This window comes from Mesorhizobium shonense (assembly GCF_040545255.1).
Classification (GTDB): Bacteria; Pseudomonadota; Alphaproteobacteria; order Rhizobiales; family Rhizobiaceae; genus Mesorhizobium; species Mesorhizobium shonense.
In genome coordinates this window covers 163,270-176,782 of record NZ_JBEPLM010000002.1, presented here as the reverse complement: position 1 = coordinate 176,782, position 13,513 = coordinate 163,270, and the positions used below count along the sequence as shown (strand labels likewise).

At 64.5% G+C, this 13,513-nt stretch carries 12 protein-coding genes; 4 read left to right on the top strand and 8 right to left on the bottom strand.

Annotation, left to right across the window (positions count from 1 at the left end; translation table 11 throughout):
• Position 1 precedes the first annotated feature (1 nt).
• The 4 genes from ABID26_RS06285 to ABID26_RS06270 all read left to right on the top strand — a co-directional run bounded on the left by ABID26_RS06285 (position 2) and on the right by ABID26_RS06270 (position 4,407).
• A complete protein-coding gene (locus tag ABID26_RS06285) occupies positions 2 to 1,519 on the top strand; it encodes an FAD-dependent oxidoreductase (protein WP_292300604.1) in 1,518 nt (505 codons plus the stop codon).
• 160 nt (positions 1,520 to 1,679) lie between these two features.
• Positions 1,680 to 2,441: a 3-ketoacyl-ACP reductase gene (locus ABID26_RS06280; RefSeq protein ID WP_292300602.1), complete on the top strand. Its 762-nt coding sequence runs from the start codon at positions 1,680 to 1,682 to the stop codon at positions 2,439 to 2,441.
• Positions 2,442 to 2,453: 12 nt separating this feature from the next.
• Positions 2,454 to 4,082 carry a GMC family oxidoreductase gene (locus ABID26_RS06275; RefSeq protein ID WP_292300600.1) on the top strand — a complete coding sequence of 543 codons (1,629 nt, stop codon included), beginning with the start codon at positions 2,454 to 2,456 and terminating at the stop codon, positions 4,080 to 4,082.
• Positions 4,083 to 4,092: 10 nt separating this feature from the next.
• Positions 4,093 to 4,407: a Dabb family protein gene (locus tag ABID26_RS06270; RefSeq protein ID WP_292300599.1), complete on the top strand. Its 315-nt coding sequence runs from the start codon at positions 4,093 to 4,095 to the stop codon at positions 4,405 to 4,407.
• Positions 4,408 to 4,429: 22 nt separating this feature from the next.
• On the opposite strand, the gene ABID26_RS06265 is transcribed toward ABID26_RS06270, so the two are convergent.
• The 8 genes from ABID26_RS06265 to ABID26_RS06230 all read right to left on the bottom strand — a co-directional run bounded on the left by ABID26_RS06265 (position 4,430) and on the right by ABID26_RS06230 (position 13,507).
• Complete coding sequence (locus ABID26_RS06265) at positions 4,430 to 5,275, bottom strand: EamA family transporter (protein ID WP_292300598.1); 846 nt, start codon at positions 5,273 to 5,275, stop codon at positions 4,430 to 4,432.
• Between the two features lie 7 nt (positions 5,276 to 5,282).
• Positions 5,283 to 6,200, bottom strand: a complete 918-nt coding sequence (locus ABID26_RS06260) for an endonuclease/exonuclease/phosphatase family protein (RefSeq protein WP_292342738.1) — start codon at positions 6,198 to 6,200, stop codon at positions 5,283 to 5,285.
• 112 nt (positions 6,201 to 6,312) lie between these two features.
• Complete coding sequence (locus ABID26_RS06255; RefSeq protein ID WP_292299785.1) at positions 6,313 to 7,866, bottom strand: cation:proton antiporter; 1,554 nt, start codon at positions 7,864 to 7,866, stop codon at positions 6,313 to 6,315.
• A gap of 200 nt (positions 7,867 to 8,066) precedes the next feature.
• Positions 8,067 to 9,131: an ABC transporter ATP-binding protein gene (locus ABID26_RS06250; RefSeq protein WP_354414517.1), complete on the bottom strand. Its 1,065-nt coding sequence runs from the start codon at positions 9,129 to 9,131 to the stop codon at positions 8,067 to 8,069.
• A gap of 11 nt (positions 9,132 to 9,142) precedes the next feature.
• The gene (locus tag ABID26_RS06245; protein WP_126098013.1) at positions 9,143 to 9,934 is read right to left on the bottom strand and encodes an ABC transporter permease; all 792 of its coding nucleotides are present in this window, start codon (positions 9,932 to 9,934) and stop codon (positions 9,143 to 9,145) included.
• Complete coding sequence (locus tag ABID26_RS06240; protein WP_435528549.1) at positions 9,931 to 10,920, bottom strand: ABC transporter permease; 990 nt, start codon at positions 10,918 to 10,920, stop codon at positions 9,931 to 9,933. Before ABID26_RS06240 ends, ABID26_RS06245 begins: the two co-directional genes overlap by 4 nt.
• 61 nt (positions 10,921 to 10,981) lie before the next feature.
• Positions 10,982 to 12,088: an ABC transporter substrate-binding protein gene (locus tag ABID26_RS06235; RefSeq protein WP_126098011.1), complete on the bottom strand. Its 1,107-nt coding sequence runs from the start codon at positions 12,086 to 12,088 to the stop codon at positions 10,982 to 10,984.
• Positions 12,089 to 12,334: 246 nt separating this feature from the next.
• On the bottom strand, positions 12,335 to 13,507 hold the full coding sequence (locus ABID26_RS06230; protein ID WP_354414514.1) for an iron-containing alcohol dehydrogenase: 1,173 nt from the start codon (positions 13,505 to 13,507) through the stop codon (positions 12,335 to 12,337).
• Between the last annotated feature and the right edge of the window lie 6 nt (positions 13,508 to 13,513).

Here is a 13,513-nt window from a genome sequence, read left to right as displayed (position 1 = left end):
TATGGCAAATCCGGATATCGTCATCATCGGCTCCGGCATCGGCGGCGCCACGATCGCCGCCGGCTTGGCCGGCAGCGGCGCCTCGATCCTGATCCTGGAGCGCGGCGAGCCGCTGCCAGCGACGCCGCATGCGCGTTCGACGCGCTCGATCTTCGTCGACGGGCATTACCGGCCGAAGGAGATGTGGCGCGAGGCCGGCGGCGCGGCCTTCAATCCCGGCAATTATTACTATGTCGGCGGCAACTCGAAATTCTTCGGCGCGGTGCTGATCCGCTACCGCAAGGAGGACTTTTCCGAGCTCGAGCATTTCGGCGGCGTGTCGCCGGCCTGGCCGTTTTCCTATGACGAGTTCGAGCCCTGGTACTCGAAGGCCGAGCAGCTTTTTCGCGTGCGCGGCTCGCTCGGCGAGGATCCGACCGAGCCGTTCCATTCGATCCCCTATGCCTTCAAGCCGGTGCCCGACGAACCTTCGATCGCGCGCGCCCGCGCCGAACTCAAAGGCCTCGGCCTGCATCCCGCTTCGCTGCCACTCGGTGTCGATATCGAAGCCTGGCTGAAGGACGGCAAGACGGGCTGGGATGCTTTCCCGAATACCGGCCAGGGCAAGGTCGACGCCCAAACCGGGCCGCTGACAGCAGCCCTCGTGGACAAAAACATACGACTCGAAACCGGCGCGCATGTCGATTGGCTCGAGCCCTCTCCGGACGGCAAGTCGATCGCCGCCATCCACTACACGCAGAATGGCTCGCAAAAGACGCTGTCGCCGAAGCTGGTCATCCTCTCGGCCGGCGCGGTCAATTCGGCCGTCATGCTGTTGCGCTCGCCCTCCGCCGGCAACGGCAAGGCGGGCGGCAAAGGCCTCGCCAACAGCTCCGACCAGGTCGGCCGCAATTTCATGAACCACAATTCGAGCGCGATGCTGGCGATCGACCCGCGCCGCCGCAACGACGCCGTCTACCAGAAGACGCTGATGCTCAACGACTACTATCTGTCGGACGGCAAGGGCGGCAAGCCGTTGGGCAATGTGCAGTTGCTCGGCAAGATCGACGGCAACATGCTGAGGGCCAATGTGAAGCTGGCGCCGAAATTCGCGCTCGATTTCATGGCCGGCCACGCCGTCGATTGGTACCTGATGTGCGAGGACCTGCCCGATCCCGAAAGTCGCATCATGGTCGACGGCAAGGAGATCGTCATGCAGTGGCGGCGCTCCAACATGCAGTCGCTGGAAGGCCTGACCAAGGTGATGCGAGAGAATTTCCGCGCCTGCGGCTATCCGATCGTGCTGTCGCGCCCCTTCGACAAGCGCACGCCCTCGCACCAGTGCGGCACCGTGCGCATGGGCAACGATCCGGCAACGGCGCCGCTCGATCCGTTCTGCCGTGCCTATGACCACCGGAACCTGTTCGTCGTCGACGGCGGCTTCCTGCCGACGTCCGCCGCGGTCAACCCGGCGCTGTCGATCGCGGCACAAGCGCTGCGGGTGGCCGACCACATCCGCAAGACGGAGCTTGCGGCATGACAGGTCGGCGCCGCCCCTCATCCGCCTGCCGGCACCTTCTCCCCGTGAAGGACGGGGAGAAGGGATTTGGCCGCAACGTCGGCGATCCCCCTCTCCCCGTCCTTCACGGGGAGAGGGTAAGGGTGAGGGGCGGCGCCGACATCCGCGAGGCGGGTCTCCAATGACCCGCCCGGCAGCCATCGTCACCGGCGGCGCGCGCGGCATCGGGCTGGCTTGCGCGGAGGCGCTTGCCGATGCCGGCTTTGACATCCTCGTCGCCGACCTCGCCGACAAGCCTGCCGACGGGCTTGCCAAGAACATCGCAGCGCGCGGCGCGAAATTCGCCTACGCCCGCTGCGATATCGCCGATCTCGCCGGACATCCGAAACTGGTTGCAACGGCTACGGATGCCTTCGGCCGCATCGACTGCCTCGTCAACAATGCCGGCATAGGCGCCGTGGTGCGCGGCGACCTTCTGGAGTTGAAGCCGGAAAATTTCGATCGCGCGCTGGATATCAACCTGCGCGGCACGGTGTTCCTCAGCCAGGCCGTCGCCAAGGCGATGCTAGCAGCCCGCTCAAGCGCGACCAGGTCGATCATCACCATCACCTCGGTCAGCGCCGCGATGGCCTCGCCTGAGCGTGCGGACTACTGCATTTCCAAGGCCGGCCTATCCATGTGGGTGAAGAACCTGGCGCTGCGGCTCGCCGCCGAAGGTATCGGCGTGTTCGAGGTCCGGCCAGGCATCATCCGCACCGACATGACCGCGGGCGTTTCCGCCAAATATGACGCGCTGATCGAAGGTGGCCTGGTGCCGGCAAAACGCTGGGGCGAAGCTGCCGACATCGGCGCCGTGGTCGCGGCTTTGGCCGCCGGCAAATTCGGCTTTTCGACCGGGTCGGTCATCGATGTCGACGGCGCGCTTTCCGTGCCCCGCTTGTGAGTGAGTGGAACAATGGCTGACTACATCATCGTTGGCGCCGGCCCGGCCGGCTGCGTGCTGGCCAACCGACTGAGCGAGGATCCTTCGATCTCGGTGCTGTTGCTCGAAGCCGGCGGCAAGGACTGGCATCCGCTGATCCACATGCCGGCGGGTTTCGCCAAGATGACCAAGGGCATCGCCTCCTGGGGCTGGTCGACCGTGCCGCAGAAGCACATGAAGGACCGCGTCTTCTGGTACACGCAGGCCAAGGTCGTCGGCGGCGGCTCGTCGATCAACGCCCAGATCTACACGCGCGGCAACGCCCGCGACTACGATGCCTGGGAGAAGGAAGAGGGCCTCGCCGGCTGGGGCTATCGCGACGTGCTCCCCTACTTCAAGCGCGCCGAGAACAACCAGCGTTTCGCCAACGACTATCACGGCGACCAGGGCCCGCTCGGCGTCTCCAACCCGATCTCGCCGCTGCCGATCTGCGAGGCCTATTTCCGCGCCGGCCAGGAGATGGGCATCCCCTTCAATCCGGATTTCAATGGCGCCAGCCAGGAAGGCGTCGGCTACTACCAGCTCACCCAGAAAGACGCGCGGCGCTCATCCGCCTCGGTCGCCTATCTGAAGCCGATTCGCACCCGCAAGAACCTTGCGGTCCGAACCGACGTGCTCGTCACCCGCGTCGTCATCGAGAAGGGCCGCGCCATCGGCGTCGAGATGGTCGACAAGCCCGGCGGCGAGAAGACCATATTGCGCGCCGAGCGAGAGGTGATCGCCTCCTCCGGGTCCATCGGCTCGCCGAAGCTCCTGATGCAGTCCGGCATCGGACCGGCCGACCATCTGAAATCGGTCGGCGTGACGCCGGTCCACGACCTGCCCGGCGTCGGTTCCAACATGCAAGACCATCTCGACCTGTTCGTCATCGCCGAATGCACCGGCGACCACACCTATGACAATTACGCCAAGCTGCACCGTACGCTATGGGCGGGCCTGCAATATCTGCTTTTGAAGAAGGGCCCGGTCGCCTCCAGCCTGTTCGAGACCGGCGGCTTCTGGTACGCCGACCCGACGGCCGCCTCGCCCGACATCCAGTTCCATCTCGGCCTCGGCTCCGGCATCGAGGCCGGCGTCGAGAAGCTGAAGAACCCGGGCGTGACGCTGAACTCGGCTTTCCTGCGTCCGCGCTCGCGCGGCACGGTGCGGCTGAAGAGCGCCGATCCGGCCGATCATCCGCTGATCGATCCGAATTACTGGTCCGACCCCTATGATCGCGACATGTCGATCAAGGGCCTTAGGCTGGCGCGCGAGATCATGCGCCAGAAGGCGCTGCAGCCCTATGTGCTGCGCGAGGTGCTGCCGGGCCCTGCCCTGCAAAGCGACGCCGAGCTCTTCGACTATGCCTGCCGAACCTCGAAGACCGACCACCATCCGGTCGGCACCTGCCGCATGGGTCATGACGCAATGGCGGTGGTGACGCCGGATTTGAGGCTGCGCGGCATCGACGGCCTGCGCGTCTGCGATGCCTCCGTAATGCCGCGCGTCCCCTCCTCCAACACCAACGCACCGACGATCATGGTCGGCGAAAAAGGCGCCGATCTGATTCTTGGCCGCGAGCCGTTGCCGCCGGCCGTGTTCAAAGGCAACCAGGCGGCTTGAGGGAACATCGATGATCAGGCACTGCGTCTTCGTCCGCTTCCGCGACGATGTCTCCACCTCCGAGCACATGGCGATCCACGCCGATCTGGAGGGGCTGCGCTCGTTGATCGACGGCATGGGCAAGGTGTGTTTCAGCGCCAATGTCAGCCCCGAGCCCTTCGCGCGCGGCTTCAGCCATGGCTTCACCATCGATTTCCGCGATGCCGCCGCCCGCGACGCCTATCTGGTGCACGAAGCGCATCAGCGCGCCGGCGCCAGGCTGGTCGCGGCGCTCGAAGGCGGCACCGATGGGCTGATGGTCTTCGATCTGGAAATTTCCGGCTGAAGCGGGACGGCACGTTGCGGATTCATCCCAACCGCAGCGCCACCACGCCGGCGACGATCCCGAGCGCGGCGGTGGCGCGCCAGGCCGTCATCTTCTCGCCCAGCGCCAGCACCGAGATCAACATCGCGAACAGGATCGAGGTCTCGCGCAGCGACGCGACCGAGGCGATCGGCGCCTTGGTCATCGCCCACATCACGATCCAGTAGGCTGAGCCGCTGAGCACGCCGGTGAAAAGCCCGGCCTTCCAGTCGCGCGCCAGCATGGGGAGCGACTGCGGGCCACGGAAGGCAACGCATAGCACCAGCGCCCACGCCGCGTCGCAGACGAACAGCCAGGCTGCATAGCTTTGCGCGGTTGCCGCCAGCCGCGCGCCGCTGCCGTCGGACAGCGTGTAGCTGGCGATGAAGATCGAGGTGCCAAGCGCGAAGCCGACCGCGCGAAGGTTGAACCGCTCCAGATGCACGCCGCCGCGAAACGACATGACAAACGTACCGATCGACAACAGCACGATGCCGACGATCGCGAGCGGCGCCGGAACCTCCCCGACCAGGACGATGGCGCCGAGCGCCGAAAGCAGCGGCGCGGTGCCGCGCGCCAGCGGATAGGTCTGGGCGAAATCGCCGGCCTTGTAGGCGCTGATCAGGAACGTCCGGTAGCCCATATGGAAGAAGACCGAGGCGAGAATGAACGGCCACACCTCCGCTTTCGGTATCTCGACGAAGGGAAGAACGAGGAGCGCCGCAAATCCCATGCCGAGCGTCATCAGCGTGATCGACAGGAAGCGGTCGAGATGCACCTTGACCAGCGCGTTCCAGATCGCATGCATGGCGGCGGCCGAGAGCACGGCAAGGAAGACGAAAAGCGTCATGCCCGGTTCACCTGCCCGCCAGGCCTGGGGCAATGCCCGGCGTTTCCAGATCGATATCGACCCTGAGCGGGAAATGGTCCGAAGCCACCTCCCCGATGTCGGCGCCGACCGAGCGCACCCGCCCGGCCAGCACGCCGCCGACGAAGCAATGGTCGAGCCGTCGTTTCGCCAGCCTGCCGTCGATGATCTTTTCGTGCGTATGGAAGTCCGGCACGGGCTCGCTGGCGACGGAAGCGGCATCGACAAAGCCGTCGAGATAGGCCGCCCCACGATGATAGGGCGTGCTGCCGACGATGCGCCGGTATTCGGCGCTTCCCGGCTCCATGTTGAAATCGCCTAGCCAGATCGCCGCCAGCGGGTTTTCCGGCTCGGGCTCGCCATTGCTCCAATTGCGCTGCGGCTCATCGTCGGCGCCGCTCCACGGGCCGCCGTCGGACGGCGCCCGGCGATGCTCGCCAAGCAGATAGTCGATCTGTTCCAGCCGCTCCTCGGCCGCGATATGCGCAAGGTGCAGCGAGATAACCCGCACGGGTCCCGCCGGCGTGCGGATCATGCATTCCAGCGCTGCGTTGCGGGTGTTGAGCGGCCTGAGCGTGCGGCGCAGCGGCAGCGCGTGCAGCCTTGACCAGACGATCGGCAGCTTCGACAGCACCATCGTACCGAACTGCCGCCGGCGGTTCACGACACGGCCGTCACGCTTTTCGCTGGCGTCCATGTCGAAGGCCGGGCCATAGGCCCAGTAATAGTCGGGCAGCAGCCGTGAAAGCATCTCCGGCTGGTCGTCGCCATTGCTGCGCTGCCAGTGCCGTTCGACTTCTTGCAACGCGATGATGTCGGCGCCATCGATAAGGCGCGCTGCGCGCGAAAGATCGTAGCGGCCGTCGCTGCCGAACCCGTACTGGATATTGTAGCTTACCAGCTTCATCGATTAACCGGCTCAATTCCGATGACCGCAGTAGCGCCCCGCCGATGGCGTTGCAATGGACTGTGGCGGCACGCGAAATGGTCCAGCCGATAATCACCGGATCGGCCCATCTCTAATAAGTCGTGAGCGGCTGGAACCGTCCGGCCGGCGATGCAGCCAGCTCGGCCCAGTCGATCTCTTCTTCCAGCCGGTGATAGGCCTCGTCGCCGATCGTCCCGTTGCGGCGCAGTTCCTCCAGCGTGTCGCGCTGGCGGTTGATGGCATAGAGGCGCAGCCGGTCGTATTCGGTGGCCGCCTGCGCATCTTCCGGATTCTCGGCGACCAGACGCTGAGCCTCGTACTGCTCGCGCACGACCGCGGCTGCGGCCGTCGTCTTGCGGCTCAGCACGTCGAGCGCGGCTTGCATGATGGCAACGCGCGCCTGGGCCACCTCGCGATCCACCGTCGTATCCCGCTCGAAATTGAGCCGGCGCAGCAGCGGCTTCAGGCTGATGCCTTGCAGCACCAGCGTGCCGAGCACGACAGCGAAGGCGGCAAGCACGATCGGATCACGGCCGGGGAAGCCCGTCGGCAAGGCAATAGCCGCGACCAGCGTCACCAGCCCGCGCATGCCGCACCAGCCGACGAGCACGGCACCGCGAAACGTCGGCGCATCCCGCCTTTGTTCTTCGCTGTCGAAGCGGGCAAATCGTCTCATGATGGCGACATAGGCCAGCACCCAGACGAGGCGCGCCACGATGACGACGGCCAGCACCGTTGCGGCGAAGGCAAAGGCATCGCCTTGCCCCTCGCCGGAGAGCCGGCCGACGATCGACCGTGCCTGCAGGCCCATCAGCACGAAAGCAAGCACGTTGAGCACGAACACCGCCGACTCCCAGACCGAATAGGTGCTGACGCGGCGCCTCGCCGTCATGTGGCGCGGTGCGGTGCGCGCGATGGTGATGGCATAGACGACGATGGTGATAATGGCGGAGAGGCCGATCCTGTCGGCGATGATCCAGACCGCGAAGGTTCCGGCAAACTGCACCACGGTGCTGCTTGCCGCATCCTCGATCCGCGTCAGGGTCAGCAGCGAGATGCGGCCGAACAAATAGCCGGCGGCAACGCTGCCAACCGTCGATAAAAGCACCACCGGCACGGCGTCCTTCAGCATGACCGAGCCGATGGCGGCCGAAACCGCAATCCGGTAGATCAGCAGTGCCGTGGCATCGTTGAGCAGGCTCTCGCCCTGCAGGATGGCGGTGAGCCGGTGCGGCACCTTGAATTGGTTGAGCACGGCGCTCGCCGCCACGGCGTCCGGCGGAGCGACGATGGCGCCGAGCGCGATCGCCGCCGCGATCGGCAGGCCGGCCATCTTCCAGCCGACGAAGGCAACGACCACGGTGGTGAAGACGACGGCGCCGAGCGCCAGCAGCACCAGCGACAGCCGGTAGCGCTTCAGGTCGCGCAGCGATGTGTCATAGGCGGCATCGAGAAGCACAGGCGCGATGAAAAGCGCCAGCGCCAGTTCCGGATCGATCTCGATCATCGGGGCGCCCGGCAGGAAGGCGAGCCCTGCCCCGGCCAGGGCAAGGAGCGACGGATAAGGCACCTCCAGCCAGCGTGACAGCGCCGTCAGCGCGACGGCAATCAAAAGCAGGATCAAGGTGACTTCGAACAGCGCCATGGCTCATCGTAGCGGCGAAGCGGGCGAGTTGGCAGTGCCTTCCGATAGGATGCTGTTGATTGTCCGGCAAGATTGGCAGTGTGAATCGGATCGTCCCAGAACGCCCCTGCGGTGCAGAAATCCGAAGCGCTGGCGGGACAGCACCCCCTCTGTCCTGCAGGACAGAGGGGGGTGTGAAGGAACGCGGCGCTCCAGCTTCGCTAATGCAGCACCAGCATGTCGCCCGAGGAGAAGGAGATGTCCGCCTTCTCGCCGACGGCGGGCGGCGGCGTTGCGGAGTTGTTGAAGGTATCGAGCGAAACCGTGTTGCCGCCGATGCCGACGCGCACGCGGATGACCGAGCCTAGGAAATGCACTTCGGCGATCTCGCCCGACAGGCTGGTGTCATGGCCAGGCTGGCGCGCCAGCGAGATCGCTTCCGGCCGCAACGCCAAGGACAGCGTGTCGCCGGACTTCGAGCCGTTGAGCTTGCCCTTGAGCGAGACCTCCTGCGCGTTGACCTGCACCTTGCCCGAGGCGGCATCGGTGACCTTGCCTTCCAGCACATTGAGCGTGCCGACGAAATTGGCGACGAACTTGGTCGCCGGCCGATTGTAGATCTCGAACGGCGTGCCGACCTGCTCGGCCCTGCCGCCATACATGACGGCGATGCGGTCGGAGATCGACAGCGCCTCTTCCTGGTCGTGCGTGACGAAGATGGTGGTGATGCCCAGCTTCTTCTGGATCGAGCGGATTTCCTCGCGCAGAGACACCCGCACCTTGGCGTCGAGCGCCGACAGCGGCTCGTCGAGCAGCAAGAGTTTCGGCTTCGGCGCGATCGCGCGCGCCAGCGCAATGCGCTGCTGCTGGCCGCCGGAAAGCTGGTAGGGGTAGCGGTCGCCCATCTGCGGCAGCTTGATGATGTCGAGCATCTCGGCGACGCGCCTGTCGGCATCGGCCTTCGGCATGCCGGCGACCTTGAGGCCGAAGCCGATGTTCTGCGCCACCGTTAGATTGGGGAACAGCGCGTAGGCCTGGAACACCATGCCGACATTGCGTTGGTTCGGTTTCAGCCTGGTGATATCCTTGCCGGCAACCACGATCTTGCCGGCCGACGGCTCCTCGAAGCCGGCGACCATGCGCAGCACCGTCGTCTTGCCGCAGCCTGACGGCCCAAGGAAAGAGACGAACTCGCCCGGCTCGACATCGAGATTGAAGTCCTGAACGACGGTGGTGGCGCCGAAGGACTTTCGCACATGCTGGATGGAGAGGAACGGCTCGGCCATGGCTTTGACTTTCAGTTCGGGCGGTTCGCCGATTTCGGCGCGAAACGCGACAGGATCTGGATCAGCGACATGCAGCCCCAGGTGATGGCAAAGGCGATGATGGCAAGCGCCGCCGGCTCATAGGCGCGGTTGGCGCCGATATTCTGCAGGTACGGCCCGAACGCCGGCCGGTTGAGCAGGCTGGCCATCGTGAACTCGCCGATGACGATCGCGAAGGTGAGAAAGGCGCCCGACAGAACCGCGATCAGCACATTGGGAAGGATGACCCGGGTGATGATCGTGGACCAGCCCGCGCCGAGGATCTGTGCCGCTTCGGTCAGCGTGCGCACATCGATGGTGCGCAGGCCCGTATCCACTGCCCTGTACATGTAGGGAAGCGACAGCGTGGCATAGCCGATGACCAGCAGGGCGTTGGTGGCGGTATCGTTAGCCAGGAACGGCAAAGGCGAATTCGAGCCATACATCCTGATATAGCCGAAGACGATGACGATGGCCGGAATGACCAGCGGCAACAGCGTGATGAACTCGACGACCGGTCTGATCTGCGGCAGCCGCAGCCGGATCCAGTAGGCGGCCGGCACCACGACCAGCACGCCGAGGATGATGGTGAAGATGGCGGCGATCACCGAATACATGAAGGTCGCCTGGAAGCGCGCGTCGCCCAACACGATCTGGTAGGCGTCGAAAGAATAGGCGCCGCGGCGCATGCGCATGGAGAATTCCACCGTCGCGATCAGCGGGATGAAGAAATAGGCCGCGCCAAGGATGAAAACGACCCAGGCCCAGAAGCGTCCGGTCTTCATTTCAGCCACCTTTCCGAGCGTGTCCGGAACCAGATGTAGAAGACATTGGCGAGGCCGGTGATGACGATCATGCCGAAGGCGATGGCATAGCCGAGATGCGCGTTGTGCAACACGTCACCACGGATCTGCGCATAGAGCACGATCGGAATGATGTTCAAAGACGAGCCGGTCAGCGCGTAAGCGGTGGCGATGGCGCCAAAGGCGTTGGCGAAAAGGAGGATCACAGTGCCGAGGAAACTCGGCCAGATCACCGGTATGACCACCATGCGCCAGTATTGCGCTGTGGTGGCCCCCAGCGTGGCGGCCGCCTCGCCCCATTCCCGCTTCAGCCCGTCGATCGCCGGAGTGATGATGACCACCATCAGCGGAATCTGGAAATAAACGTAGGTCAGCGTCAGGCCCCAGAAGGACAGGATGTTGAAGCCGTGCGCATAGATGTTGAGACCAAACACGGTGTTTAAGAGCACCGTGGCGAGGCCGAGCCGGCCGAGAGTGGCAAGGAAAGCGAAAGCCAGCGGGATGCCGGCGAAATTGGAGGCCACACCGGAAAAGGTCAGCGTGGCCGAGCGTATCCACTCCGGCAGGCCGCCGCGCACGATGGCGATGGCTATCGCCAGGCCCGCAAACGCGCCGATCAGCGAAGAGGCCAGGCTGACCTTGATAGAGATCCAGTACGCGGCGAGGATCGTGGGCAGGCTACAGTTTCCATCGACCCAGGAAGCCCAGGAATTAATCTGGCACTGCAAATAGTTCGACAGATTGGGCGGGTCGAAGATACCAATGATGTTTTCGAGGGTGAACTCGCCGGCATCATTCTGGAACGCGCCCAGCATCAGGTAAAGCGTGGGCAGGATCAGGAACATAATGGCGAAGATGAAGAATGGCGCAACGCCCAGCCACTGCGTCGGCAGCCGTAACGCGCGCGCCTCGCTGGGCGGCGCGGCCTTTCCCGCAATTGTCTGGTTGGAAAGCGAGAGATCGGTCATGCGCCGGCTACCGTCTGTGAGAAGAGCCGGGCGGCCAGAGCCGCCCGGCCGTATCATTCTGCTACTTCACATTGGCGCCGACAGTGGCGTCCCAGTTCTTGGTGATCGCTTCCTTGGCCTTGCCCTGCTCATCGAGGGTCGGGAATACGGCCGATGCATAGGCTTCGGCCGGCGGCAGCTTGGCCATCACGTCGGCCGGGAGCTTGCCGCTCTTGGCGAGGTCGTTGAAGCGGATCGGATGGCAGTAACCCTTCAGCCAGCCGATCTGACCCTCGTCGGAGTAGAGATACTCGAGCCAAAGCTTGGCCGCATTCGGATGCGGCGCATAAGCGCTGATCGCCTGCACATAAACGCCGGCGACGACGCCGGTCTTCGGCACGACGACGTCGACCGGCGGGTTGCCCTTCAGCGTGTCGCGGCCGGCAAGCGCGTTGTAGTCCCAGGTGACCAGGATCGGGGTCTGCCCTTGGGCCAGCGTGGCCGGCTTGCCGATTACCGGCACGAAATTGCCAGCGGCATTGAGCTTCTTGAAGAAGTCGAGACCTGCCGTGCCGGCTGCTTCACCAGCAGCGGCACCACCGGACAGGCCGGCGGCGTAGACCGCCTGGATCGCCTGGTTCGAGGCGCGCGGATCACCGGCCAGGGCGACGGTGTTGGCATAATCCGACTTCAAGAGGTCAGCCCAGTCGGCCGGCGCTTGCTTGACGAGATCCTTGTTCACCAGGAAGGACAGCACGCCATAATAGTCGCCGGTCCAAAAACCATCGGCATCCTTGGCAGTGTCCGGGATCGAATCCCAGGTCGATACTTTGTAAGCCTGGATCAGGCCGTCTTTCTTTGCGGTCGGACCGAAGGACAGGCCGACGTCAATGACGTCTGGCGCCTGCGGGCCCTTGTTGTCCTTGTTGGCCTTGATCGCCTCGACCTCGTCGCCAGAGCCGGCATCGGGGTTGAGCTCGTTGATCTTGATGTCCGGATACTTAGCCTTGAAAGCGTCGATGACCGCCCCGTAGCCGCACCAGTCATGCGGAAGCGCGATGACAGTCAGCTGGCCTTCAGCCTTCGCGGCCTTGGCGAGGTCGTCCAGCGAATCCGCGGACGAAATCACCGTCGACGCAAAGAGCGCCGCGGCCGAGAGGGAAAGCACTTTCCCCGTGAACTTGAACATGTGTTCTCTCCGTTGAACTGGCGCCGCTGGGCGCCTGCGATGCGGGTATCGTTTTCGTGTGACAGCCAGATGAAGGCTTTTTGAAACCCGAGCCCCGCGGCACAAAAAGTTAACTCTTTTTAACGGACTGTAGCAATTAGCCCGCACTTAATTTTCCGGCTAATGGTTAGTTGCCTTGCTTTTTGCCCCCTCTCCTTTTTCCTTAGGTATCGTCTTCTTCAACTTTTCGGCATCCGAAGCCGGCTCTCATACGGAGCCGGCGATCGCGTTATCGAGCAGCGTCAGCGCCGCCTTCTTGGTCAGCTTGACCGGGTTGCCGCCGGCCGTCGGATCGACCACCGCCATGTCGGCGATCAGTGCCTTGCGCTTCTTGTCCATGTCGAGGCCCTTGATCAGGCCGGGCAGCGCGTGCGGCACCTTGAGTTCCTTGCGCAGCTTGACGATCGCCTTGGCGAAACCGTCGAAGCCGCCTTTGATGCCGCAATAGGCGGCGAGCCGGGCGATGCGCTCATCGATCGCCTCGCGGTTGAAGGCGAGCACATAGGGCATGAACACCGCATTGGTCATGCCGTGATGGGTGTCGTAGAGCGCGCCGACCGGGTGCGACAGCGAGTGGATGGCCCCCAGCCCCTTCTGGAAGGCGGCCGCGCCCATCGCGGCGGCGCTCATCATATGGGCGCGGGCGACCAGATCCTTGCCGTTGGCGAAGGCCTTGGGCAGGTTCTCGAACACCAGCCGGATGCCTTCCACCGCGATGCCGTCGGCCATCGGATGATAGCCCGGCGCGCAATAGGCTTCGAGGCAGTGGGCTAAAGCATCCATGCCGGTGCCGGCGGTGATGAAGGCAGGCATGCCGACCGACAGCTCCGGATCGGCAATCACGATCGCCGGCAGAAGCTTCGGATGGAAGATAACCTTCTTGGTGTGGGTCGCCTCGTTGGTGATGACACCGGCGCGGCCGACCTCCGACCCGGTTCCGGCCGTTGTCGGCACCGCGATGATCGGCGCGATCGCGTCCGAGTTGGCGCGCGTCCACCAGTCGCCGATATCCTCGAAATCCCACACGGGGCGCGTCTGCCCCGCCTGGAAGGCGATCAGCTTGCCGAGGTCGAGCGCCGAGCCGCCGCCGAAGGCGATGACGCCGTCATGCTTGCCCTTCTTGAACACGGCGATGCCGGCGGTGAGGTTGGACTCGACCGGGTTCGGCTTCACCTCCGAAAACACCCCGTAAGGCACCTTGGCGTCGTCGAGAATTTTCAGCGTCGAGGCGACGACCGGAAGTTTCGCCAGCCCAGGGTCGGTGACGAAAAGCGGCCGCTTGATGCCGGCCGCCGCAAGCGCATCCGGCAGTTCCTTGATGCGGCCGGCGCCGAAACGGACGGTGGTGGGGTAGTTCCATTTGGAGATGAGCTTGGGCATTTTCTG

What these genes read in the sequence shown, in the direction of transcription:
- ABID26_RS06285 (WP_292300604.1), top strand. Translation starts at nt 2, where the DNA reads ATGGCAAATCCGGATATCGTCATCATCGGCTCCGGCATCGGCGGCGCC.
- ABID26_RS06280 (WP_292300602.1), top strand. Translation starts at nt 1,680, where the DNA reads ATGACCCGCCCGGCAGCCATCGTCACCGGCGGCGCGCGCGGCATCGGG.
- ABID26_RS06275 (WP_292300600.1), top strand. Translation starts at nt 2,454, where the DNA reads ATGGCTGACTACATCATCGTTGGCGCCGGCCCGGCCGGCTGCGTGCTG.
- ABID26_RS06270 (WP_292300599.1), top strand. Translation starts at nt 4,093, where the DNA reads ATGATCAGGCACTGCGTCTTCGTCCGCTTCCGCGACGATGTCTCCACC.
- ABID26_RS06265 (WP_292300598.1), bottom strand. Translation starts at nt 5,275, where the DNA reads ATGACGCTTTTCGTCTTCCTTGCCGTGCTCTCGGCCGCCGCCATGCAT.
- ABID26_RS06260 (WP_292342738.1), bottom strand. Translation starts at nt 6,200, where the DNA reads ATGAAGCTGGTAAGCTACAATATCCAGTACGGGTTCGGCAGCGACGGC.
- ABID26_RS06255 (WP_292299785.1), bottom strand. Translation starts at nt 7,866, where the DNA reads ATGGCGCTGTTCGAAGTCACCTTGATCCTGCTTTTGATTGCCGTCGCG.
- ABID26_RS06250 (WP_354414517.1), bottom strand. Translation starts at nt 9,131, where the DNA reads ATGGCCGAGCCGTTCCTCTCCATCCAGCATGTGCGAAAGTCCTTCGGC.
- ABID26_RS06245 (WP_126098013.1), bottom strand. Translation starts at nt 9,934, where the DNA reads ATGAAGACCGGACGCTTCTGGGCCTGGGTCGTTTTCATCCTTGGCGCG.
- ABID26_RS06240 (WP_435528549.1), bottom strand. Translation starts at nt 10,920, where the DNA reads ATGACCGATCTCTCGCTTTCCAACCAGACAATTGCGGGAAAGGCCGCG.
- ABID26_RS06235 (WP_126098011.1), bottom strand. Translation starts at nt 12,088, where the DNA reads ATGTTCAAGTTCACGGGGAAAGTGCTTTCCCTCTCGGCCGCGGCGCTC.
- ABID26_RS06230 (WP_354414514.1), bottom strand. Translation starts at nt 13,507, where the DNA reads ATGCCCAAGCTCATCTCCAAATGGAACTACCCCACCACCGTCCGTTTC.